Raw genomic sequence first — 22592 nt, 5'->3', positions numbered from 1 at the left:
TTTCTTTGTTAGAAAAGACTAACTATTTAGTTAAAAAATATAGAGAATATATTCTCTGCTAATGTTAGCTAAAACTAACTACATCCATTATTTTACATACATCTAATCTTAAAACAACTACTAATTTTGTTGCCCCCATTGAAACAATCTTTTCAAAAAATATCTTTTTTCTTTATAAATACAGCATTTTTTGATGTTTCATCGATGAAATACTATTTTATAATAACGTTCATAATTGCAATACTCTCAGGCATATGAATTTTACCAACCGTTGGTTTAACCTTTATCTTTACACTCGTTTGCAATATCCGTTCTTCCTTTGAATAATGAAAACGTAATTTTGAAATAGGAATAATATAATCATCCTTGATCATACGACATTCGAGATAGTCTTCTCCTACTTGGTATTTTAAAGAACTCAGCTTCCCTTTAAGAACCATTTTCCCCATCATCGATTCTCGTTCAACTTCTTTTGACTTTAAAACTAATCCTCCATGTCCCATTTTTATATCCAATATTCCTGGATGAAAGAAACCATCATTAGCCATTGATATTTCCATCTTATCAGCTTTATAAACAGTAAAAGCAAACAAGTATTGACCATCATCAAGATTAGCACTAAGCATATCTCCACTAATTTCTTTTACATTATCAATCAATTCAAATAATCTTTCTTTACTAGTGTTGTTAACAAGTTTAGCACGTGCTTTAGATGATAGTGTTAAAACTAATGATAGTGCCTCTTGATACGCTTCTTCATCATCAAAATTAGCTGTATATTTTAACCAATCAGATAATTTATTAATATCTTTTAAATATTCCCTTGCCATTCTACATCCCTGGCATGATAAAATTCCCTTCCCTTTTTCAGTCGTTAACCCCTCCTGATAGAAGGTATTCAATACTCGGCTAAACGTTGATTTTGATACTCCGACCTCTTGCGCTAACCGAGTAACTGTGTAATCCATTTCTCTTTGTTTATATAAAAATAATAAATATGATAGTTTTTCTTTTGTTAGCTGCATAATCCCCTCCAAAGTTAGTTTATGCTAACATATTATCGTATTTATTCCTTTAAAACAAGATAAAATAGCTATATTCATGATGAACATAGCTATTTTTAACTACTTATTACTTAAAGATCATATGAAAAACACACTGGGCAATTATGTTCTTTATCAAAAATAATTTGCGTCTTAACACCATAAAGTTCCTGAATCACTTCTGAAGTTATTATATCTTTTGGGCTTCCTTCTTTAAAAACTTTGCCTTCTTTCATAGCAATGATCCAATCACTATAACGTGAAGCATGATTAATATCATGTAAAACCATGACAATTGTCTGTTGTTCTTCCTTATTTAATTTACTCAATAATTCTAATACTTCTAATTGATGACCAATATCTAAGTATGTTGTTGGTTCATCTAGTAAAATTGTATTTGTCTGCTGAGCAAGTACCATCGCAATCCACACTCGTTGTTTTTGACCCCCAGATAAATCATGAACCAACATATCCTTTATCTCAAAAGTTTGGGTTTCTTTCAAAGCCCACTCAATAATCTTTTGATCTTCTTTAGTCGATGATATCCTCTTATATGGATAACGACCATAACTAACTAACTCATAAACACTTATTCCTTCAGGGGTATTTAGAATTTGTGAGAGAAAACCTATTTTCTGAGCTATTTCAGCTGTTTTCATAGTTTTCAAATCTTTTCCATCAAGAATTATTTTACCATCTTTTAATGGTAATACCCGAGCCATTGTCTTTAACATGGTTGATTTCCCACATCCGTTTGGTCCTAAAATAACGGTAATTTTATTTTTAGGAATTACAATATTTTGATCTTTCAAAACAATCTTTTTACCATAACCGGTGCTTAACTGTCTAGCTTCAATAATTCCCTTCATCATGCTCTCTCCTTTTTTAATAGATAAATAAAATACGGCACTCCAATCAATGATAAAATAATCCCTGTTGGAATTTCACCAGTACTCATCAGACTTCTTGATAAACTATCACCGATAATAACCATAAGGCTTCCCATTAACATACTGACCCATAATGAATAACGATGATTGCTACCAACTAACCTTCTTGCAATATGCGGTGCGATTAAACCTACAAAAGGAATAGAACCTCCAAAAGCAATGGTAAAAGCTGCTAAAAATCCGGCTAAACTAATTAAAATAATTGTTTGTTTTTTTAAATCAACCCCCAAGGTTATTACACTTTCCTTTCCTAACGAAAAAATATTTAGAACATCTTGATATTTCCACAATATTACTCCAATAATCACTAATATTGTTATTAATAAAGCTATTTTTAGCCAGTCTGTTCCTGTTAGAATACCAGCATTCCATAATTGCACATACGAAAACTTTTGACGATTCAGCTTTGCTGAGAAGAATAGAATTAACCCTTGGAATCCTAAATTAAGAGCTACCCCACATATAGTCATCCGAATTGGATCTATTCCACGTTCTTTTTCATAAATCAAAAACATTAGTAAACCAATCGTTATTACAGCACCAATCATTCCAGCTAAAGGCATCCAAACATAATCTAAAAATATATCTGTTCCACTAACTAAAATATATAACAAAACAAAGAATGAAATTCCTGAGTTTATTCCAATTACACCCGGATCAGCTAAATCATTTTGTAATACTGTTTGTAAAATATGTCCTGCCAAAGCCATTCCACCACCTACTAAAATGGCACATAACAAACGCGGTAACCGAAATTGAAAGATTACTAATTGTGTATATGGATCAAATAATTCACTTAATTCAATTTTCATCTGACCTATCGTGAATGACAAAAAGCTTGATACTAATAAAATGATTATCAGAAAAATGATTATTCTTTTTTTCTTTAACATTTTTTATTTATGCTCCTTTCCATAAAAAGGAAAAATGGAACACCAATCAGTGCCATAATTATTCCTAGTGGTGTTTCATAAGGTGGTTGTAGATTTCTAGCAATAAGATCGATAAGAATTAAAAAGACTGCTCCATATATCGCAGACATAGGCAAAATAATTTGATAATCCTCCTTTTTAACTAATCGTCTTACCAAATAAGGAACAATCAAACCAATAAATCCAATTGACCCAACAATACTAACTGCCATTCCCGCTAAAAGCAGTGCCACTAAACATACTAGTATTTTACAACGAGGAACGTTTACCCCTAAACCAACAGCAGTTTCTTCACTCATTGAAATAATCGTAATATTTTTCCCTTGCCTCAAAAGCAAAAATAGACCAGAAACAAATAATAATGTCGCTAAAATAAGTTCTTGATATCCAATATTAGCAGTTCCGCCTACATTCCAATATGTTAATTCTTGACCAATTCCAAAATAAATTGCTATAAACTGGCTTAACGAAGTAAAGAAAAGTGAGACTGCAACACCAGCTAATAATAATCGTTTAGAATTATTAGTATACTTCCCTTTTCCCATTGTCATCGTTAAAAATAAACCTAATCCTGCTCCGACAAAAGAATACATCATCATTAAAAGAAAATTACTGCGACTGACCAAAGCAAAGCAAATTGCTAACATAAAAGAAGCACCCGCATTGATTCCTAAAATTCCCGAATCAGCTAAATGATTTTTAGTCAGTCCTTGCATTGCTGCTCCAGCCATCGCAAATGCACTACCGACGATTCCAGTCGCTAAAATTCGAGGAAATCTAAGATTAATAATAACTTCATAATCATTTCCATTACTCTTTTTACCTAAAATGATTTTAAAAAAATCTTCCCATCCTATTGTCACCGCACCAAATTTTAATGAAAAGAAAATGATGATAGGTAATAGACATAGTCCTACTATCAGCCATTTTCTTACTTGTTGGTTATTCATACAGTGCTAAAATACTTTGAGTAATGTTTTTTAACTGTTCTTTTGTTGATAAAATATCTTGATAGATATATGCACTTGAATCATATGTAATTACCTTTTGGTTTTTTACAGCTGGAGTTGAGTTCCATACACTATTATTTCCAACTAAATCCATAGGATCTTCTTGCCAGCCACCAATCATTATCATATCACCGGCATACTCATTGATTGCTTCTAATGAAATAGAACGATATTGTTCACCATTAATAATTTCTTTTTGAACAACTTCGGGTGCTTTTAATTCTAATAAATCGTATAAAACTTCTCCACCACGACCTTGTTTATTTCCATATACAAATAATTCTTTACTATATGTTTCCATCAAAGTTATCGTCTTGTTAGATATTTTAGCATCCTGTAACTGCTGCTTATATCCAGCAACTTCTTGATTGAAATCAGCAAGCAATTTTTTCCCCTCCTCTTTCTTATTTAAAACATCAGCCATCCAAGTGATTCTTTCGGCAGTTGACATATTTAAATAATCAACTAGTACCGTTGGTGCAATCTTAGATAAATTATCATAATCAGCCTCAGAATATGTAATAATTAAATCCGGTTTTAATTTTGTCACTGCTTCCATACTATACTGCCCATACGCATCATCACCATTAATTGAAGGTACATCTTTCAAATCTTCTTCAAATACAGAATCTTTGTATACATATGTAGTTCCAACCGGCTCCACTCCTAGCGCAAGTGCATCTCCAACAAAATAATCTATTACAACACGTTTAGGCTCATTAGGAATCTCTATTTTTCCTTTTACTGTTTCAACTGTTCTTATTGTATCTTTAGTGGCAGCTGAACAACCAGTTAAAATAAATAAACTTAACACTAATATAGTTGATAGTACTTTTTTCATTTATATCTCCCTTCTTAGTTAGTTTTAGCTAACTTATGTTGTGATTCTAGCATGCCTTAATTTCTTTTACAATATTTTCACTAATATTATGTATTTTTACATTTATTTTATGTATAATTTAACTGGTGATAATTATGATATGTAGAAATTTGACAGAGTACTATAATATTTTCTTTAATAAACTAGCTTTCCAATACTATCAGTATGATAACTTTTCCTTATATATAAATCCTCAACAACCTGAAGAATTCATTATTCATGTGCATATTGCAGATATGTATGAACTTTTTGTTGGTGATTTTACTGCACCCTATGATATTGAAATATCATTTGAAATAAGTGAAACATATCTACAGCTAGGAATGCTTCTAACTGGTGAAATTGAGTATGATTTAAAAGAGAGTCATAATAATCATTTAGAGCCTTCTAGTTTTTATTTAAATGGTTCAAAGCGTAGTGGATTACAAGTTTGGAAAAAAAATCAACATTATCATTCTACAGATATAATCATAAAAAAAGATTTTTTCGAAAAAAAATTATCGGCATATGGATATTCCTATACAACACTAGAAAAAATTGAAAAAAATAAAATATTTCGACCACTCCCCTCTAAACTTTTACAATTAATGCAAGAAATATCTGACACTTTAAGAAATAAAGCAATCTCACAACTATATCTTGATGCTCAATTAATGAAGATCGTCTACTTTCTGTTACCTCAAAATAATATTCTATATCCCCAATCTAAAACTATTACAATTAAACTAAAATGCGGTCGAAACATCTTACTAAATAATGATGATCAAGAAATAATCCAGCAGATTCACAATGATCTAACTGTTAACTATCAGCATCCCCCAACAATTAAGGAGCTGGCAAAGATTCACTATATTAGTGAGCAAAAACTTACAGCTGGTTTCAAATACTTATATCATTGTAGTATTCATGACTATATTAGTAATTTACGCTTAAATATGGCTAATAGTATGCTGTTATCTGAACAATCTACAATTATTCAAATTGCTAAGACTTTAGGTTTTTCTAATGCTAATTCTTTTATCTATTTTTACCGTAAAAAAACTGGTATAACACCTAAACAATTCCAATTAACACAACGCTAAAGGGGCTGTTTTTTCTCAATCAAATAGAAATTATTATCAACCTCCCATATTATCTTATATACCCTTTTTCCATAAAAAAGTACTCTAACAAGAGTACTTTTTAATTATATTTTTTTCTAGTTAATAATAAAATTATTAACATTGTCCCACCCAATAAACTATAACCAATGATTTTTGAATCATCACCAGTATTAATACTATTTTTTATTGATGAATTAGTTGTCTCGATCACATTACTATTATTTTGATTATTTACATTATCTTGATTTGGCTTGTCAGTAGTTGAATTATCAGCTTTTTGACGATAATCATATGTCATTAACATTCCATCAAACTTTCCACGATTTAGATTCTTGAAATCTCCATCATTTGATTCACTATACACCAGTAATGAAATTTGATAATCATTTAATACCATAATCTCTGAAGCATAATCAGCTTTTGAACCACCAATATTTTCGATTGTTTTCAAAGTACCATTCTTTTCATAATTTGCAATAAAAACATCCATACTTCCCTTATTAAGACCTGTTACATCATAGTCTGTTCCTCTTGATTGACCAATAAATACATATTGATTTTCAAGTTCTATCGCACTTATCATTTCACTAGCTTCACTACTCTTGATCACATTGACCCATTCTGTCTCACCAGTTTCATTACATTTTAAAACATATGCATTGTCATACCCTGTTCCAATTGGAGCAAATGTGTCAGTAGTTGATTTAGTGTTACCCATTAAAATGAATCCACCATCACTAGTAGCTAAGACACTATTACAATAATCATTGCGATCGCCACCATAAGCTTTAGTCCACAATAATTCACCAGTAGCACTAATTTTTGCAGCAAAGCAGTCAAATATATCTCCATACCAGTCAACATCTGCAAAATCACCACTTTTTGAAGAAAGACTACCAGCAACAATAAAACTGCCATCACTTAGAATATCTAATCCCGAACTTGAAGTTTCAATATTTTTTCCACCTAAAACTCGTTGCCAGACTTTTTTACCATGAGCATCATATTTAACTATGACTAAGTCATATAATCCTCGATTTTGATTTTCCATATCGCCATCATTTGAATTTGTTTCTATTAAAACAGCAATACCGCCATCATCCGTAGCTTTAATTTGTTTAACTTGATCGTTGGCTGAGCCACTAAAATTACTCATCCAGATCAGCTTACTGTTAGAGTCATATTTAGCAATAAAAGTATCCATTTGACCATGAACGGTACCAGCAGTATCTAACTGTGCAAAATCACCGGTTGGAGCCACATACACCCCTTCTTGATATCCACCACTAACTACAAAACCACCATCATCTAGGCCACATACCTTAGCTGCATATGCAATTGAGTCGTACTCTGTTCCTCCTAAAGTAAGAGTTTTTAAAAGTTCTCCTTTTGGATCATATTGATTAATATAAGCTATTGAACCACCTTTTAACAGATTTTGAAAATCACCATCATTTGAGTATGATTGCCCTACAGCAACAATATTTCCATTTTTCAAAACTGTCATATCATCAGTATAATCATAATCACTACCACCAATATTTACTTTCCAACTAGTTTTAAAGTCTGGCTGTTCTACTTCAACTGGAGCAAAATATGGCGGATTGGTAGTTTCTACCATATCTTTACTAGAGAAAGATAAACGTATATCTCCCATTGCTTTATCGATATGTAATTTGACCGGTGTATCTAAATCATCAACTTCAAGCGTAACTGTTTTTACTTGTGTTACTTCATCGTACTCATCTTTCAACACCGCTATCATTTCACCATTTTTTTCATAACTAACTTCCCCTAATGTTGAAGCGCTAACTTGAGTTCCCATAATTGTTGCGTTAGTAAAATAAATTGTTACAGTATACTTAAAGCCAATTTTTTCAACATATGCATCTTTATATAATAATGGTGCCATCATTGAAAGACTATCTTCATTAGCTTTCCAAGCTTCTACCGGCACTAAATACTTTTCTTCTGCATATTGCTCTAGTGTTGTTCCCGCTAAACTAGCTAAAAAGCCATCATACTTACCTTTTAATTTTCCTTCAAACAAGCCACTATTAGAATTTGTATTACCATAGACGATATAGTCATCATTTGCTCCAGGAATAATTCCTTCTGGATTATCTTTTCCATCTCCACCATAGCTTGAAATATTTAAACAAGTGCCATCCTTTGAATAGTGGGCAATATAAATATCTTCTTTACCGTATGTCTTTATCCCTGTAAAATCTTGATCATTAGTATCAAAGGTTCCAACCGCTAAAAAACCATCACTAATCGCTAAAAGATAATCTCCTGTTGTCTTACTATTATTAGCAAGGCTTGTAGTCCATTCAACTTGTCCATTTGAATCAATCTTTAAGGTAAATGCAACATTATTTTCCTCTTCATTTCCAACAATACCACTATTTGAGTTAGTCGTTCCTGTTAATACATACCCATTATCAATATCACTGCTTGATATTTCTGTTTTATCAGTAGATACTTTTTTATTATGAGCTCTAATTATATGATTAAAAACATCATCTCCAGTTCCACCAAAAGCTTTTACCCATTCTTTTGTTCCATTTTCATTAAACTTAACAACAAATGCATCTTTACCACCATGAGCTAATCCTTCGAGATCTCCATCACTAGAACTCGAATAACCAACTGCTAAATAACTACCATCGCCATAGTTAGCAACTACTGAAGTAAATTCATCCATTTTCTTGACTGCTTTATCACCGCCAGTTCCACCAGCTCGATTAATCCATTCAATATTTAAATCTTGGTCAATCTTTACAATAATTGCATCGCGATCAGTTTCAATCTTATTCAAACCGTTCATATCTAAATCAGTAGAATGTGAATAACCTGCAACAATAAATCCACCATCGCCAGCTGGTTGAATAGCCTTCAATTCATCCGCATCACTACCCCCAACGGTAACAACCTTAATTAAAGTTCCATTTGAATCTAGCTTAGCGATTATTCCATCTTTTCCCCCCTTATTAAGATTGGCTAAATTACCATCATTAGACTGGCTTACCCCTACTGCAACATAACTGCCATCATTAGCTTCAGTTACAGCATTAAAACTATCTGCTGCACTCCCACCTATTAAAGTTTCCCACTTTATTTGGCCATTTTTGTCATATAGCATAACAGCACCATCACTCTTTCCTTTAGCCTGTTCAATACCTGTTACCTTATTGCCATCAAAAGTTCCTGTTGCAATAATATCACCATTGATCAGTCTTTCAGCATCATTGACTGTATCTGGAGTAATACTATTATTACCATTATCTCCATACATCGTAACCCAATTAGCCACATTATCTGTTTCAACCGCATTAACCGTTATCGAGCACATTGAAACAATCATTCCCAATGAAAGCACCGATATGAGTGCTTTATTTAAATTTTTTCCCATTTTACTGTCCATTTTTCCTTTCTCTTTTTTTAGTTAGCCTTAACTAACCCATATTAAAAATTTATCACATGGAATGATTTTCGACAATTATAAATTTCGTTGCAGTAATGCAACATTTATTACTTTTAGTGCAAAAAACAATGATTTCATTAACTAATCATCGCTTTTCAATAATGCAACAAAATATAAAAAACATATCCTATTAAAGAATATGTCTTTTATATTATTACTGATTTGATGAAATCAATCCCTTCGCACAAACAATAAATTTCTCTAGTGCTTGATTAGTCACTACCCCTTTTTTCCAAATCAAACACGATTGTGAAACAATTTCTGGTTCTAATAGTCGGTACGTTAAATTTGGATAAGCATTACTTTTGAAAACTCCATCAATCGAGATTCCATAGCAAAGACCACTTTCTACTAATAAAGCTAAATTTGAATTAATATCATAATTTAAAATCGTTTGTGCATTTATCTCTTTACCTAACCAGTTTTTGAAAGTTTCTTTAACTTCTAATCGATTTGCAATTCCAAGAACTAAATTAGATACTACGTGATTTTCAATTGTTTCATATTCTTTCAATAAATCATCTTTTTTCATTACCAAGCACCATTTATCTAAATAAGGCAACTCCAGGTATTGGTAATAGTCTTTATCGATTGGTTCTAAAACAATTGCTACATCAATTAAACCCTCGTTGATCTTTTCCTTATTTTGATTACTACCAGCCGTATAAATATTATATTTAATTTTGGGATAACGTTTTGAGAACTCCTTTAAAACTACTGGTAAAAACTTATTTCCACTCGATTCACCACATCCTATGGTAATTTCTCCCGAAATATCATACTCACTTTTTCTAATTTCTGCTGCTGTTTTATCTTGCAAATCTAGCATTTCCTTCGCACGACGTTTTAAAATTATGCCACTATTAGTTAAAGTAATTTGTCTACTCCCACGAATAAACAAACGTGTGCCATAAATTTCTTCTAACTGCTGTAATTGTCTTGTTAGCGTCGGTTGTGTCAAGTGTAGTTTTTGGGCTGCTTTAGAAACATTACCTGATTCAACTACTGCCAAAAAATATTCTAGAACTCTTAGATCCATCTTTATCACCACTTTTTATTATACGAGTTATTTATCTATAATACTATTATTCTAAAACTTTTTGAACGATATTAACTGTTTTTTTATTTTTTATAAGGGTAATAATTAATGTAATTGTACTTAAACTGATAAATCCTATAGCATTAGCAATAAATAAAGCTGGTAAAGCTTCAGTTCTCATAAGACTTTGGATTACAATACTGCCATAAGGAGAGATAAACACCCCTAAATTGAATCCAACCAATAATAATGAAGTAGCTAACGTAGTATTTGGAATATTTGAATTATTAATTTTATCAATCAAACTTGGCATAAAAATTTTAAAACCAAACCCCGTTAAATATCCACCAACAAACGTTATAACTAAATTTTGACTTAATCCTAAAATTACCATTGCTAATGCTAAAATAATTAATCCAATCGATGTAGTAAGCTGATTAAAAACCTTTAAGATTTTTCCAAATAATAGTCCTGCGCTAATTCCACCTAATGATAATAAAATAATTACTAAACTAGCATCACTCGCTGTTCCATATCCCTCACCAGTCATTAAAGAAGCAATCTTAATACCCATGATCATATATAACATTGCAGCCATAAAAATTAATCCAACATAATAAACCACTGGCAAAAAGCCGGCACTTTTATGGCTTTCTTTTTTTATTTGATCCCCACCATTAGCCTTAATCACATCGGCTGTTTTTACCTGAGGGACGAACTTAAAATAAATAAAGAAAACAGGTATTGCAATCATATAAGCAATAAACGGAGCCTGCCAATTAATCTTTAATAACTGACCAGCGATAAAAGTAATCGCAATTCCTCCTGCCCCTTCAAATGCTGATTGTAATCCATACATTGATGAACGCTCTTTAGCATCATAAAAATAATTGATCATCGATACCAATAGTGAATTAAACAGACCAACACCAAATCCCAACATTGCACGACTAATCAAAATAATCATAAAATTATCAATTAATAACGGTACTATCCCTGCAATCATAACAATTCCCAGCCCAATAGTAATTGTTTGCTTATACCCAACTCTTTTAGCAATTAAAGAACTTGTTAAAACGGAAATCATCAAAAATAATGACGGTACCGTCGTTAACATTTCTACCATTGATAATGGTACTTGATCAAAATGTTGTGCCATGGCCGGAATATTAGCATTAATCGCTGCAGCACTCCCCACTAATAATGATGCTGATAATAAGGCAAATCTAAGTATTTTTTTATCCATAATAATTATCCTCCTTTGATTACACTTTCATTATAATCAATTGCATTACTATGTCTAATACTTATATTTTATTTATACTATTCGTTTTATGTATAGTTTTATTTGAAATAAAAAACACATCCTTAAAAGAATGTGTTTTCAACATTACATATTCCCCGACACTTAATTACTTAAGCGGAATATGTATCCGTCGGCTCTTTGATATCATAACAGATATACTTAGAATGTCAATAAGAGAATTAGATATCTAATCGTGTTAACTTTACTCATCATCTTTCTCAGCTATAATTTCATTATTAATAATAGGAGCATTTTCTATTTTTTTAGCAATATCAAGTTTATAAGTCAGATTATCATGGTAATTTAATGAAAATAAACAAGCATATAGGGTGTTTAAAACTATACTGATAGATTCTAATGATGAAAATCCAGCAATTTTTGAAAATGATTTTTCCCTTGTCGTAACACGCAAAGTAACCGTAGCTAAATCTGAAAGACTATTATTCCCAATACTCGTAATAGCTATAATTGGACAGTTATTTTCTTTTAATATCTGAGCGGTCTTCACAATATTAGAAGACTCACCTGAATAAGAGATACAAATAGCACATTCATCAGGTGAAGACATTGCAGCATCATGAAATAGATTATCTTGTATAGGGTGAATATAGGCTTTTTTATGAATTCGATTTAATTTAAATACAAATTCTTCTCCAGCAAAATTTAGATTTGACATTGTAAATACCCGTATCTCTTTACTTTGGTGTAAAATTCGTACTGCTTTTTGTAATGAATCATGTTGGAACAAAGACAAAGTATCTTTAGCACTTTCAATGTGTAAATTTACGATTTTACTAGCTATTGTCATAATAGAATCTTGGTTACTGAACGGTAAATTAGAATCAATATTACAAAAATGGCTATTTAAATAATTTGCTTCTTCTAAATAGGCGTCTTTAAATTCAACCCAGCCTTGAAAACCCAGCTTCTTCGAAATTCTAATCAAAGTTGATGGTGATGTAAATGTTGCATCAGCAATCATTTTAACAGAATAGTCTTTAATATTAATCTGTTTATCTAGAATATAATCAATAATTACCCGTTCATTATGTGAAAAGGGGTAGGCTTTCATTTGTTCTTTTAACAACATCATCATTACCTCCTAATATCTTCATTATATAGAATGAGAATATTATTTACAAATTTTAATAAATATTGACTATTAATTGTGAACATTATGCCTAAATAATATTTAAATATTTAATCACGTTCATAGCTGTGATATTTTGATTATATTATTAAAGGGGGCAATTTAAATGCAGTATCGAGGTAGTTACTTAAGTTATTTATTAATGTATTTATTCTATTTTTTATCACTGGCGTTATTATCAGGCCTGATTTCTGTTTATCTGCTAGATCGTGGATATAGTGCTTCACAAGTTAGTCTGGTAGTAGCATCTTCATACATTGTTTCAGTAATTTTACAGCCTCTAGTAGGCTATCTAAATGATCACTTTAACTTAAAATGGGTAAATAGTGTTGTTTTAATTATTGCCGCAATTTTAGGAATAGCTCTAATTTTTGCAAAACATCTTTTTAGTATTACTTTATTGTACAGTCTTACTTTAGGGCTCTTTAACAGCACTAAACCGGTTATTGAAAGAATGGCCACCTTATCTAAATATCAATATGGAAAAATTAGAATCTGGGGAACAATTGGATATGCTATTGGTTCACAAATCGGTGGTCTTATATATCAATACATTTCACCTGAAAGTATGTATTTCTTTTTTTCTATTAGCCTAGGAATTTGTCTTCTAGGTATTATCGGTACTAGAAACGAACATAAAAATTCTGATATTCATGGTGAAACGACTACACAACACCTAGGCTTATGGAATAAAAACTTTATCGTCTATTTGATTATAGTTTGCTTATTCTATGCGATAACTAACCTAAATACGACCTATTTACCAGCAATGTTTCAGCATCAAGGGATTTCAGTTGATAAGGTTTCTACAATTATTTTATTGATTACTATTTCAGAATTACCAATTATTTATTATTCTCATCGTTTTATGAATAACATTTCAAATCGTCATATGTTAATAATTGTTTTTATCTTATTAATCATTCAGTTTGGTACATATTGTTTTATTCCTTATAATATCATACATGTGATTATATCTATCGGTACTAAGGCTGTATCAACCGTAATCTTTATTATGCTCAATATGAAAATCGTTGTTTCTATAGTTGATTCTGATTTACAGATGAGTGCTCTTGCATGGGTTTCTACATTCAATAGTTTTTCTTCAATTGTTGGTCAAGGTCTTGGTGGAAAAATACTTGATACTTATTCTTATACTGATTTTTACTTAATTTTATTTTTAATCGCTGTAATTGGTCTAGGAATTTCTTACTTTTATCATCTTCCTTCTGGGCGTAAATATCATCTTTTCTAAAATAATTTGTAACTAAAAAAAGATAAAAGGATATAATCTTAAAAATTATATCCTTTAAATTTATCCAAATAGACGACTCTAGTTTCATTAAGAAACACAAAATATTATTTATCAAAATCAAACATTTCAAAGACATCAGAAACTGGTAAACAGTTTTCAATGTTTTCGATTGTTTTAGCAAGTAAACCTGCTACAGAAACTGTCTTTAATTTAGGGAACATTTTATCTTCAGGTAATTTGATTGTATCTGTTACAACAACTTCATCAGCAGATGAATTTTGTAATCTTTCAACTGCAGGTCCAGAGAATACTGGGTGCGTACAAGCAACATGAACTGATTTAGCACCTTTTTCTTTTAACATCTCAATACCAGCAACAATAGTTCCTCCAGTATCGATCATGTCATCAACCATAATACAGTTCTTCCCGGATACATCCCCTAAAACACCCATGATTTCAGCCACGTTTGGTTTAGGTCTTCTTTTATCAATAATTGCAACTGGGGCATCTAAAGCTACTGCTAATTTACGAGCTCTAGTGGCACCACCATGGTCAGGAGAAACCACGCAAATATCTTCCATATCTTTCTTCTTAAAGTAGTTTGAGATAAGTGGCAATGCCTGCATTTCATCAACTGGAATATCAAAGAACCCTTGAATTTGAGCTGCATGCAAGTCAACTGTTACAACTCTAGTTACACCAGCTACAGTTAATAAGTCAGCTACTAATTTAGACGTAATTGGTTGTCTTGGTTTAGCCTTACGATCTTGACGAGCATATCCAAAATATGGAATGATTGCTGTAATTTCTTTAGCAGAAGCTCTTTTTAAAGCATCAGCTAAAACTAAGATTTCCATTAAGTTTTCAGTGACCGGATTAGAAGTAGATTGGACAATAAAGACATCCTTACCACGTACTGATTCATCAATTTCAACTAAGATTTCTCCATCAGCAAAATGATGCACTTTACTTTTTCCTACTTTTGTTCCTAATTTTTCTGCGATATCGATAGCTAATTCACCACTAGCTGATAATGCAAAGACAGTTATTTTATTTTTCATTTTCTTCTCCTATTTTCCTTTTTGATTTCTTTTTTCTTCTAATACTTTGGCATATCCATCTTTATTAACTTGGCGAGCCCGAGCAATTGCAAAAGCGGAATCTTCAACTTGATCTGTAATAGTTGAGCCCGCTGCAACATAGGCATTAGCACCGACCGTTACTGGAGCAACTAAATTACTATTACATCCAATGAAGGCATTGTCACCAATAATAGTTTGGAATTTATTTTTACCGTCATAATTTGAAGTAATTGTTCCACATCCCATGTTTACATTACTTCCGACAGTTGCATCACCAACATAAGTTAAATGTGATGCTTTACTTCCTTTTCCAAAGACTGCTTTTTTCATTTCAACGAAGTTACCCATATGAGCATCTTCTAAAATATGGCAGTTAGTTCTTAGACGAGCAAATGGTCCAATATCTACACCATTTTCGATAATCGAATCAGAGATAACTGAGAATTTAATTTCAACATTATCCTTAATTTCAACATTATCAAATTCGCAATAAGGCCCAATATGGCAATTGCTGCCAATACTTGACTTACCTTTAATAATACATCCTGGTTCGATTGTCGTATCAGCACCAATCGTTACATCAACTCCAATATAAGTATTATTAATATCAATAATGTTAACACCATTTAATAAATGTTGTTTATTTATTTTTAATTGTAATGATTTAGTTGCTTCCGCAAGTTCAACCCGATCGTTGATTCCCCCAACTTCAGCTAAATCAGCAATTTTATATCCACCGACTTTAAGTTTATCATTATTCATGATTTCTATTACATCAGTGATATAATATTCATTTTGAGCATTATCATTAGTTACTTTTTCTAACGCTTCAAATACTGCAATGTTATCAAAACAATATTCTCCGCAGTTCATCTCACTAATTTGAACTTGCTCTGGAGTACAGTCTTTAAATTCGACAATCCCCGTTACTTGATCATTATTTCTAATTACACGACCAAATTTTTTATCTAAATCACAATCACATGTCATGATCGTTCCTTTTAATTGGTTATCGTTATGATAAGCAATTAAATCTTTTAATGTTTCACTAGTAATTAGTGGAGCATCACCATTTAACACCACAGTTGTTCCTGCTTTACCTGCCAAAGCATCTTTACATTGCATTAATGCATGTCCAGTTCCTAACTGTTCTTTCTGATAAATAATATTTACCCCGTCTAACAGTTTTTCAACTTCTTCTGCTTTGTGACCAACAATTACGTAGATTTCATCAACACCAACTTGTTTCAATTCATCAACAATATGATTGATCATCGGCTTGTATAAAACCTCATGGACAACCTTTGGTTTATCTGACTTCATTCTGGTACCTTTACCAGCCGCCATAACTACCGCATAAGTTTTCATTTTCACACCTCTTCATTAACAACAACATAATAACAAAAAATTTACATTTGTTAAAGGAAAAAAAGATAAAATATGTCGTAAAATTGAAAAGAAATTGATTTAATCAATTTCCTCATCATTCAATATTTCTGTTTTCCTTACAAAATAATATTTTCCCTTAAAATACTTCATTCCCTTTTCTAAAATAATATTATTACGTGTCAAGCCAAAAACACACGATCCACTTCCAGACATTAAAGCTCCATCAAATCCAATTTTCATCATTTCCTCTTTAATCTTAGCAATCTCTGGTACCATCTTGATTGACGGCTCTTCTAAAGTATTTTGAAGATTGTCGATAACTATTTGATAATTACCATCTTCAATTCCTGTCGCCATTAATCGACAGTCTTGATGGCTAGCTTTACTTAAATCTAAACTAGTGAATGATTTTTTCGTTGATACCCCTCGTTTAGGTTTAACTAATAATACTTTACATTCAAAAGAATTCTTTATAAATTCTAATTTTTCACCAACACCACTAACTAAAGCAATTTTTTGATAAATACAAAAAGGAATATCTGCCCCAACTTCTTTTCCTAATGCAGCCATTTCCTCATTGCTCAGATTTAAATAAAATAATTTATTCATTGCTTTAATTACCGCCGCACCATCAGCACTTCCTCCCGCTAAACCAGCTTGAGTAGGAATATGCTTATAAACAAAGATCTTAACCCCTTTTTTGATGTTATAACGTTCTTTCATTAAAGCAACAACCTTATACATAATATTTCGTTCATCCGTGGGCATGATTTTGCTATTTGAATCAATTTCAATTCCGCTAGCAATAGTATTAATATAGATTAAATCATGTAAAGTAATTGGAGCCATGATCATTTCTAATTCATGATATCCATCTTCTCTTTTTCCGATTACATCAAGTGCTAAATTTATTTTTGCGTATGCTTTTACTTTCATTACTTCACCTACTTGTCGGATATATTTTTCGTGCTACTCCTCTTGTGTCGATCCCTCCAACGCCTAAATGCTTATTTGAAGTTTTAGCCACAATTTTCTCTAAGTCAACATAATTTTTGATACTCGCATTAGCAATCTGACTTACTACAAAAACCGGATCAAGCGCATGAATATTTTTTCTGCTTGGACTAGAAGCAAAATTAGCTCCACTAGCTAATAAAAGCTCATAGTACGATTGACACGCTCCAGCAAAAATAATCAAACTATCTTTGTCATCCTCATACAAACGTGCTCGACGAATTGCTTCTACAAAATCTTTAGTATGCAAATAACTATTAATATCTTTGCGATTACCATTTTTCTTCATTGCATCATGACCGGTTATCACCAATAAATTAGGGCGATGTTTTTCTAATAAAGGAATAATTTGATCTTTAATTTCATTTTCTTTCATAAAATAGCCATGAACATTGATATTAAATTCTTCATATTTTTTCAAACACATGTCAAGATAATGTTTATCTCCATCAATATGCAGCACACTACCTTTTAAACATGGTCGACTTTCTACTATTATATCACTTTTCTCACTACTAAAATCACTTAATTCCAAATCACTCTCATCACTATCAGCTACTAACCGATATTCAATTCCAGTCAAATAATAAACATCATCTTGAATATCGGTAATTTTAAAACAGATATCTTTGCCATATTTTTTTCGACAGACAATATCACCAATTTTCATTTATATCACCATGATATTATATGTAATTAAATCATTTTGGTGATATTTTTAAAATCCGCTAATTCTAATTCTTCACTTCTTTTTTGATTTTCAATTCCCGTCTGCAATAAAATTTCTTCAGCTTCCTCATAACTTTGCTTTAAATTATTTAAAATCGTTTTTCGTCGCTGTTTAAAACAAATATTTAATACTTCATATAATTTCAAATCCGGTGCTTTTTTTAACTCAATTTTTAAAATTGCTGAATCAACATGCGGAGCAGGCATAAATACATTTTTATTAACAGTAAATAAGTATTCAATTGTCCCCATATCTTTAATCATCAATAATAATGGATTTTTATAAATACCCGTCATTTTTAAAGCTACTTCTTTTTGAACCATAACAATCATTTCATCGATTCCAAAATTTCCTAACACAACTTTTTCAATTATTGCCGTTGTAATATAATATGGAAGATTAGCAACTAAACATACTTTTTGATATCTTTGCTTTAACTGATCAACGATCGGTTTAATATCCTGTTCCATAAAATCACCAAAGATAATTTCAATATTATCTTGATTTAAAAACTCCTGATACACAGGCATAAAACGCTCATCAATTTCAAAACTAGTAACTTTTCCACTATAACGCCCTAATACTTGTGTTAATGCGCCAATTCCCGGTCCTACTTCAATAACCGCCGTTGTTTGATCAATCTTTGCACTAGTCACGATCTTATTTATTATATTTACATCAATTAAAAAATTTTGACCATATTTCTTTAACGCATTCAAATGATATTTTTCTAAAATATATTTTGTTGTCGAGGGAGTTGCGATTTCCTTCATTACTGATTCACCTTGATTTTAAAAATCTTTCCTGTTCTTTTAAATTCACCATTATCACTTAGTGTTTGATACGACCCAATCTCCTCACCCAAACGTTGATAAAGACTAAATGCTTTAGAATGTGATGACTTTAAATACAAATCTTCTTTATCTTGATAATGAGGAATAATTACATTTCTTAACCAATAATTCCCATTTCCTCGTGCCTTTGGTGAAATATGGAAATAATTAAGAACAATTGCATTAGCCCCTTGTTCAAAGACTGGTTTATCAAAATATTTTGAAGAATTAATATTCCCCGTTGTTACCATCGCTAAACCAACACATTGATCATACTTATACATAACATGATAATCAACATTAACATTAGGGTCATCTTTTAAAATATGTACTAGCTGATTACAATGATATACTTCATCATAGTCATCATAAAAATCACGATACTTCACTTTTAAATTATCAATAATCGGGACTAGATATTCCCCTTTAAATTCATTACTTACTTTAAATGTATAACCATTATGTTTACCTAGATCCATCATTTAACCTCCCTAACACCTGTTCTTTAGTGATTCCAACCATATTTAATCGTTTAAAAAGTGTTTTGACATTCCCATAACCCAAATTAAATGCCTCATACACCATCAATCTTCTTTGCTTATTACCAATAATATCTAAAGCAACAAATTCACTCCAAGTAATGCTTTCTCGATTAACATCAAAAGAAACTACATTTTCTAATGCTTCTATCACAGCTTCTTTATTAGCTTCAGCAATACCTAATTTCTTCTTACCTCTAGCATCCTTTTTAGCAACAAAAGCATGTTGACAGTTAGGGACAACTGCTTGAATTTGATCACGAATTTTTTTCCCTGGAAAATCAGGGTCTGTCAAAACAATAATTCCTCGACTTTTACTTGCTTCTTGAATTAATTCTAATGTTTGTTGATCCAATGCTAATCCGTGTGTCTCAATCGTATCTACTTCAAATAATTCTTTTAATAAGGCTGTGTCTGTTTTACCTTCAACAACGACTATTTCTTTAATTTTTTTCATAATTTCACCTAACTCTAATTATAACGATATTTCACTTAAAATAAAAGGTATAATCTTGGGGCTACCCATAATAACGATTTTATCTAACCAATATAAATCAACACCATAATATTCTTTTTATACAATTAATTAAATAATCAAAAGGACAATTCAATGAAAGGATTAACTAATAGTTAAAGAAAATGGTTCTAGATTACTTTTTGTGCAAATAGCATTAAGGCAGTTCGTTACCGAATCCTGCATAGTGTCTTTGGTGCTTTAGATACTCGAGACGCCACAGAAACTTACGTAATATTATCTGGTTGAAAAAACAAACTATCGATCCCTAGTGATATTTTAATAATTCCCCAATCACAATACAATATCCTTTTCAAATTATTAAAGCTACTGTTTTTAATTGTACAGCAATAATGAGTTATATTATCATAAAAAGCTAATCACTATGTTAAATACAATCATGACAATACTTCAAGCTAAAGGTTAACATACCAAAGAACATTGCATTTGAGTTCAAAAATTAGCAATGAAAGTTGCTCATGAGTTAAATATGTCTGATACCAGATTAAATAATTTCTTCCATACTTCACAATATTGAAAAATTAATATTCCTACAAGTATTCTGCTTAAAACAGGTCCTTTAACAACTGCTGAAAAAAATCATAAATACTCTCTAGAATCCTATAAAATGATCAATGATATTTTTGGTAAAGAAATTGGTCAAATGGTTTTACACTACCATGAACAGAGCAACGACTCAGATTACCCATTTCTATCTTGATTGTATCAACGCTTTGATCAAGTCTTAAAAAAGATAAAATTATCTAATTGACATCATGATAAAATTACGTTATGCTTGATGTGCAAACTTAATAAACCGCTTAAATAATAAGCTATAGCTTTTCCACGTTTCTGAGTTATAAACGGGAGGTTATAGCTTTTTTTTGCGAAGGAAGGAGAACTTATGAATCAAGAATATGATATGATGGCTCACAAGCCCATCTTCCCATTATTAATGAAAATGGCAATTCCCCCGATGATTTCAATGTTAATTCAATCAATGTACAATATTATTGATAGTATTTTTGTTGCTAAATTGGGAGAGGAAGCATTAACCGCCTTATCATTAGCATTTCCACTTCAAAACCTGTCATTAGCTTTTTCAGTAGGTCTCGGGGTAGCAATTAACGCATTGATTGCTAAAAGTTTAGGTGCCAGTGATGAAAAACAAGCTAATTATATTAGTGATCATGGGATTTTTTTAGCTATTCTTCACTCTTTATTATTTGTTTTTATTGGTATCTTTTTAATGAAACCGTTCTTTTTGATGTTTACTACTAACCCAACTGTTTTAGATTATGCAATTACATACGGGTCAATCGTGATTACCTTTACCTTTGGTTCTATTATTCATATTACTATTGAAAAAATGTTTCAAGCTACTGGGAATATGATGATTCCCATGTTTTTACAAGGAATTGGAGCAATTGTCAATATTATCCTCGACCCTATTTTAATTTTTGGAATAAACGGTTACTTAGAGTTTGGGGTTGCTGGAGCTGCAATTGCGACAATCATCGGTCAGATGACTGCCTGTTTACTAGCAATTATCTTATTTAGAAAAACTTCACGTATCAAAGTATCTTTAAAAAATTTTAAACCAAATGCACAAATTATTAAAAATATCTATTCAATTGCAATCCCATCAGGGGTGATGACATCATTACCATCTATCTTAGTTGCTTTACTTAATAGTTTGTTAGCGACAGTATCACAAACGGCAATCGCTTTCTTTGGGATATATTTCAAGCTTCAATCATTTATTTACATGCCAGCTAATGGATTGATTCAGGGAATGCGACCATTAATTAGTTATAATTATGGAGCTAGGCATTTTGATCGTGTTAAAAAGATTATCAAAGTTTCAATTATCTCTACTGCGGTGATCTTATGTTGTGGAACAATTATTTTTATGGGATTGCCAGAATTAGTCCTATCATGGTTTAATGCAACTGAACAATTATTAGAAATTGGTATTATTGGTCTTCGAGTGATTTCACCATGTTTTATTCTTTCTACAATGGGAGTCGTTATCTCCGGAGTTTTTGAATCTTTAGGTAAGGGACGTCAATCATTGACGATTTCACTATTGCGACAATTTATTATTACTTTACCTTTAGCCTATATTTTATTGAAAGTAATAGGGCTTAATGGAATTTGGCTTTCATTTGTTATTGCCGAAGGAATTGCCAGTGTCATTGCAGTAATCTTAATAAAAAAAGAACTTCATAACTTTAAGGTGGATTAACGATCCACCTTTTTAATAAATATCCACCGGCTAAGCCGGTGGTTTTACATTTGCGGGCATAGCCCTGCTCTCAGAGCGCATGTCTCAA

At 31.4% G+C, this 22592-nt stretch carries 19 protein-coding genes; 3 read left to right on the top strand and 16 right to left on the bottom strand.

The window, feature by feature from the left end; translation table 11 throughout:
- Positions 1-212: 212 nt before the first annotated feature.
- The 5 genes from KTF99_RS05945 to KTF99_RS05925 all read right to left on the bottom strand — a co-directional run bounded on the left by KTF99_RS05945 (position 213) and on the right by KTF99_RS05925 (position 4776).
- The gene (locus KTF99_RS05945) at positions 213-1025 is read right to left on the bottom strand and encodes a hypothetical protein (RefSeq protein ID WP_029481962.1); all 813 of its coding nucleotides are present in this window, start codon (positions 1023-1025) and stop codon (positions 213-215) included.
- 110 nt (positions 1026-1135) lie between these two features.
- Positions 1136-1912, bottom strand: a complete 777-nt coding sequence (locus KTF99_RS05940) for an ABC transporter ATP-binding protein (protein WP_008792433.1) — start codon at positions 1910-1912, stop codon at positions 1136-1138.
- Positions 1912-2886 (bottom strand): FecCD family ABC transporter permease, encoded by a 975-nt coding sequence (locus KTF99_RS05935; protein WP_008792434.1) that lies wholly within the window; start codon positions 2884-2886, stop codon positions 1912-1914. The genes KTF99_RS05940 and KTF99_RS05935 overlap by 1 nt, the downstream gene beginning before the upstream one ends.
- A complete protein-coding gene (locus tag KTF99_RS05930) occupies positions 2880-3875 on the bottom strand; it encodes a FecCD family ABC transporter permease (RefSeq protein ID WP_029481963.1) in 996 nt (331 codons plus the stop codon). Before KTF99_RS05930 ends, KTF99_RS05935 begins: the two co-directional genes overlap by 7 nt.
- Positions 3868-4776 (bottom strand): ABC transporter substrate-binding protein, encoded by a 909-nt coding sequence (locus tag KTF99_RS05925; protein WP_003535163.1) that lies wholly within the window; start codon positions 4774-4776, stop codon positions 3868-3870. Before KTF99_RS05925 ends, KTF99_RS05930 begins: the two co-directional genes overlap by 8 nt.
- A 134-nt stretch (positions 4777-4910) precedes the next feature.
- Here KTF99_RS05925 and KTF99_RS05920 point away from each other — a divergent pair, with 134 nt between their 5' ends.
- Positions 4911-5897: a helix-turn-helix transcriptional regulator gene (locus KTF99_RS05920; protein ID WP_003535165.1), complete on the top strand. Its 987-nt coding sequence runs from the start codon at positions 4911-4913 to the stop codon at positions 5895-5897.
- Between the two features lie 100 nt (positions 5898-5997).
- On the opposite strand, the gene KTF99_RS05915 is transcribed toward KTF99_RS05920, so the two are convergent.
- The 4 genes from KTF99_RS05915 to KTF99_RS05900 form a co-directional block, all read right to left on the bottom strand.
- The gene (locus KTF99_RS05915; RefSeq protein WP_217215490.1) at positions 5998-9345 is read right to left on the bottom strand and encodes a hypothetical protein; all 3348 of its coding nucleotides are present in this window, start codon (positions 9343-9345) and stop codon (positions 5998-6000) included.
- Between the two features lie 214 nt (positions 9346-9559).
- Complete coding sequence (locus KTF99_RS05910; protein ID WP_029481966.1) at positions 9560-10444, bottom strand: LysR family transcriptional regulator; 885 nt, start codon at positions 10442-10444, stop codon at positions 9560-9562.
- 46 nt (positions 10445-10490) lie between these two features.
- Positions 10491-11690 (bottom strand): MFS transporter, encoded by a 1200-nt coding sequence (locus KTF99_RS05905; protein ID WP_009008499.1) that lies wholly within the window; start codon positions 11688-11690, stop codon positions 10491-10493.
- A gap of 262 nt (positions 11691-11952) precedes the next feature.
- Complete coding sequence (locus tag KTF99_RS05900; protein WP_020994134.1) at positions 11953-12843, bottom strand: MurR/RpiR family transcriptional regulator; 891 nt, start codon at positions 12841-12843, stop codon at positions 11953-11955.
- Between the two features lie 163 nt (positions 12844-13006).
- Between KTF99_RS05900 and KTF99_RS05895 the strand changes: the two genes are divergently transcribed.
- A complete protein-coding gene (locus KTF99_RS05895; protein ID WP_009299341.1) occupies positions 13007-14155 on the top strand; it encodes an MFS transporter in 1149 nt (382 codons plus the stop codon).
- Between the two features lie 104 nt (positions 14156-14259).
- On the opposite strand, the gene KTF99_RS05890 is transcribed toward KTF99_RS05895, so the two are convergent.
- The 7 genes from KTF99_RS05890 to rnmV form a co-directional block, all read right to left on the bottom strand.
- Positions 14260-15216: a ribose-phosphate diphosphokinase gene (locus tag KTF99_RS05890; protein WP_029481970.1), complete on the bottom strand. Its 957-nt coding sequence runs from the start codon at positions 15214-15216 to the stop codon at positions 14260-14262.
- A gap of 9 nt (positions 15217-15225) precedes the next feature.
- Positions 15226-16605: a bifunctional UDP-N-acetylglucosamine diphosphorylase/glucosamine-1-phosphate N-acetyltransferase GlmU gene (gene glmU / locus KTF99_RS05885; protein ID WP_003535179.1), complete on the bottom strand. Its 1380-nt coding sequence runs from the start codon at positions 16603-16605 to the stop codon at positions 15226-15228.
- A 99-nt stretch (positions 16606-16704) separates the two neighbouring features.
- Positions 16705-17562: a 4-(cytidine 5'-diphospho)-2-C-methyl-D-erythritol kinase gene (ispE, locus tag KTF99_RS05880; RefSeq protein ID WP_003535180.1), complete on the bottom strand. Its 858-nt coding sequence runs from the start codon at positions 17560-17562 to the stop codon at positions 16705-16707.
- 4 nt (positions 17563-17566) lie between these two features.
- Positions 17567-18310 carry a sporulation peptidase YabG gene (locus KTF99_RS05875; protein WP_003535182.1) on the bottom strand — a complete coding sequence of 248 codons (744 nt, stop codon included), beginning with the start codon at positions 18308-18310 and terminating at the stop codon, positions 17567-17569.
- 26 nt (positions 18311-18336) lie between these two features.
- Positions 18337-19143, bottom strand: coding sequence for a 16S rRNA (adenine(1518)-N(6)/adenine(1519)-N(6))-dimethyltransferase RsmA (rsmA, locus tag KTF99_RS05870; RefSeq protein WP_022008126.1), 807 nt, complete (start codon positions 19141-19143; stop codon positions 18337-18339).
- Complete coding sequence (locus tag KTF99_RS05865) at positions 19143-19682, bottom strand: hypothetical protein (RefSeq protein ID WP_051397582.1); 540 nt, start codon at positions 19680-19682, stop codon at positions 19143-19145. Before KTF99_RS05865 ends, rsmA begins: the two co-directional genes overlap by 1 nt.
- On the bottom strand, positions 19669-20199 hold the full coding sequence (rnmV, locus tag KTF99_RS05860; protein ID WP_008792443.1) for a ribonuclease M5: 531 nt from the start codon (positions 20197-20199) through the stop codon (positions 19669-19671). The genes KTF99_RS05865 and rnmV overlap by 14 nt, the downstream gene beginning before the upstream one ends.
- Before the next feature lie 961 nt (positions 20200-21160).
- On the opposite strand from rnmV, the gene KTF99_RS05855 reads away from it, so the two are divergent.
- Complete coding sequence (locus KTF99_RS05855) at positions 21161-22504, top strand: MATE family efflux transporter (RefSeq protein ID WP_003535189.1); 1344 nt, start codon at positions 21161-21163, stop codon at positions 22502-22504.
- Positions 22505-22592 lie beyond the last annotated feature (88 nt).

The sequence above is a fragment of the Erysipelatoclostridium sp. MSK.7.34 genome, assembly GCF_019041935.1.
Taxonomy (GTDB): Bacteria; Bacillota_I; Bacilli_A; order Erysipelotrichales; family Coprobacillaceae; genus Thomasclavelia; species Thomasclavelia ramosa.
This window is presented reverse-complemented; position numbering and strand designations above follow the sequence as displayed.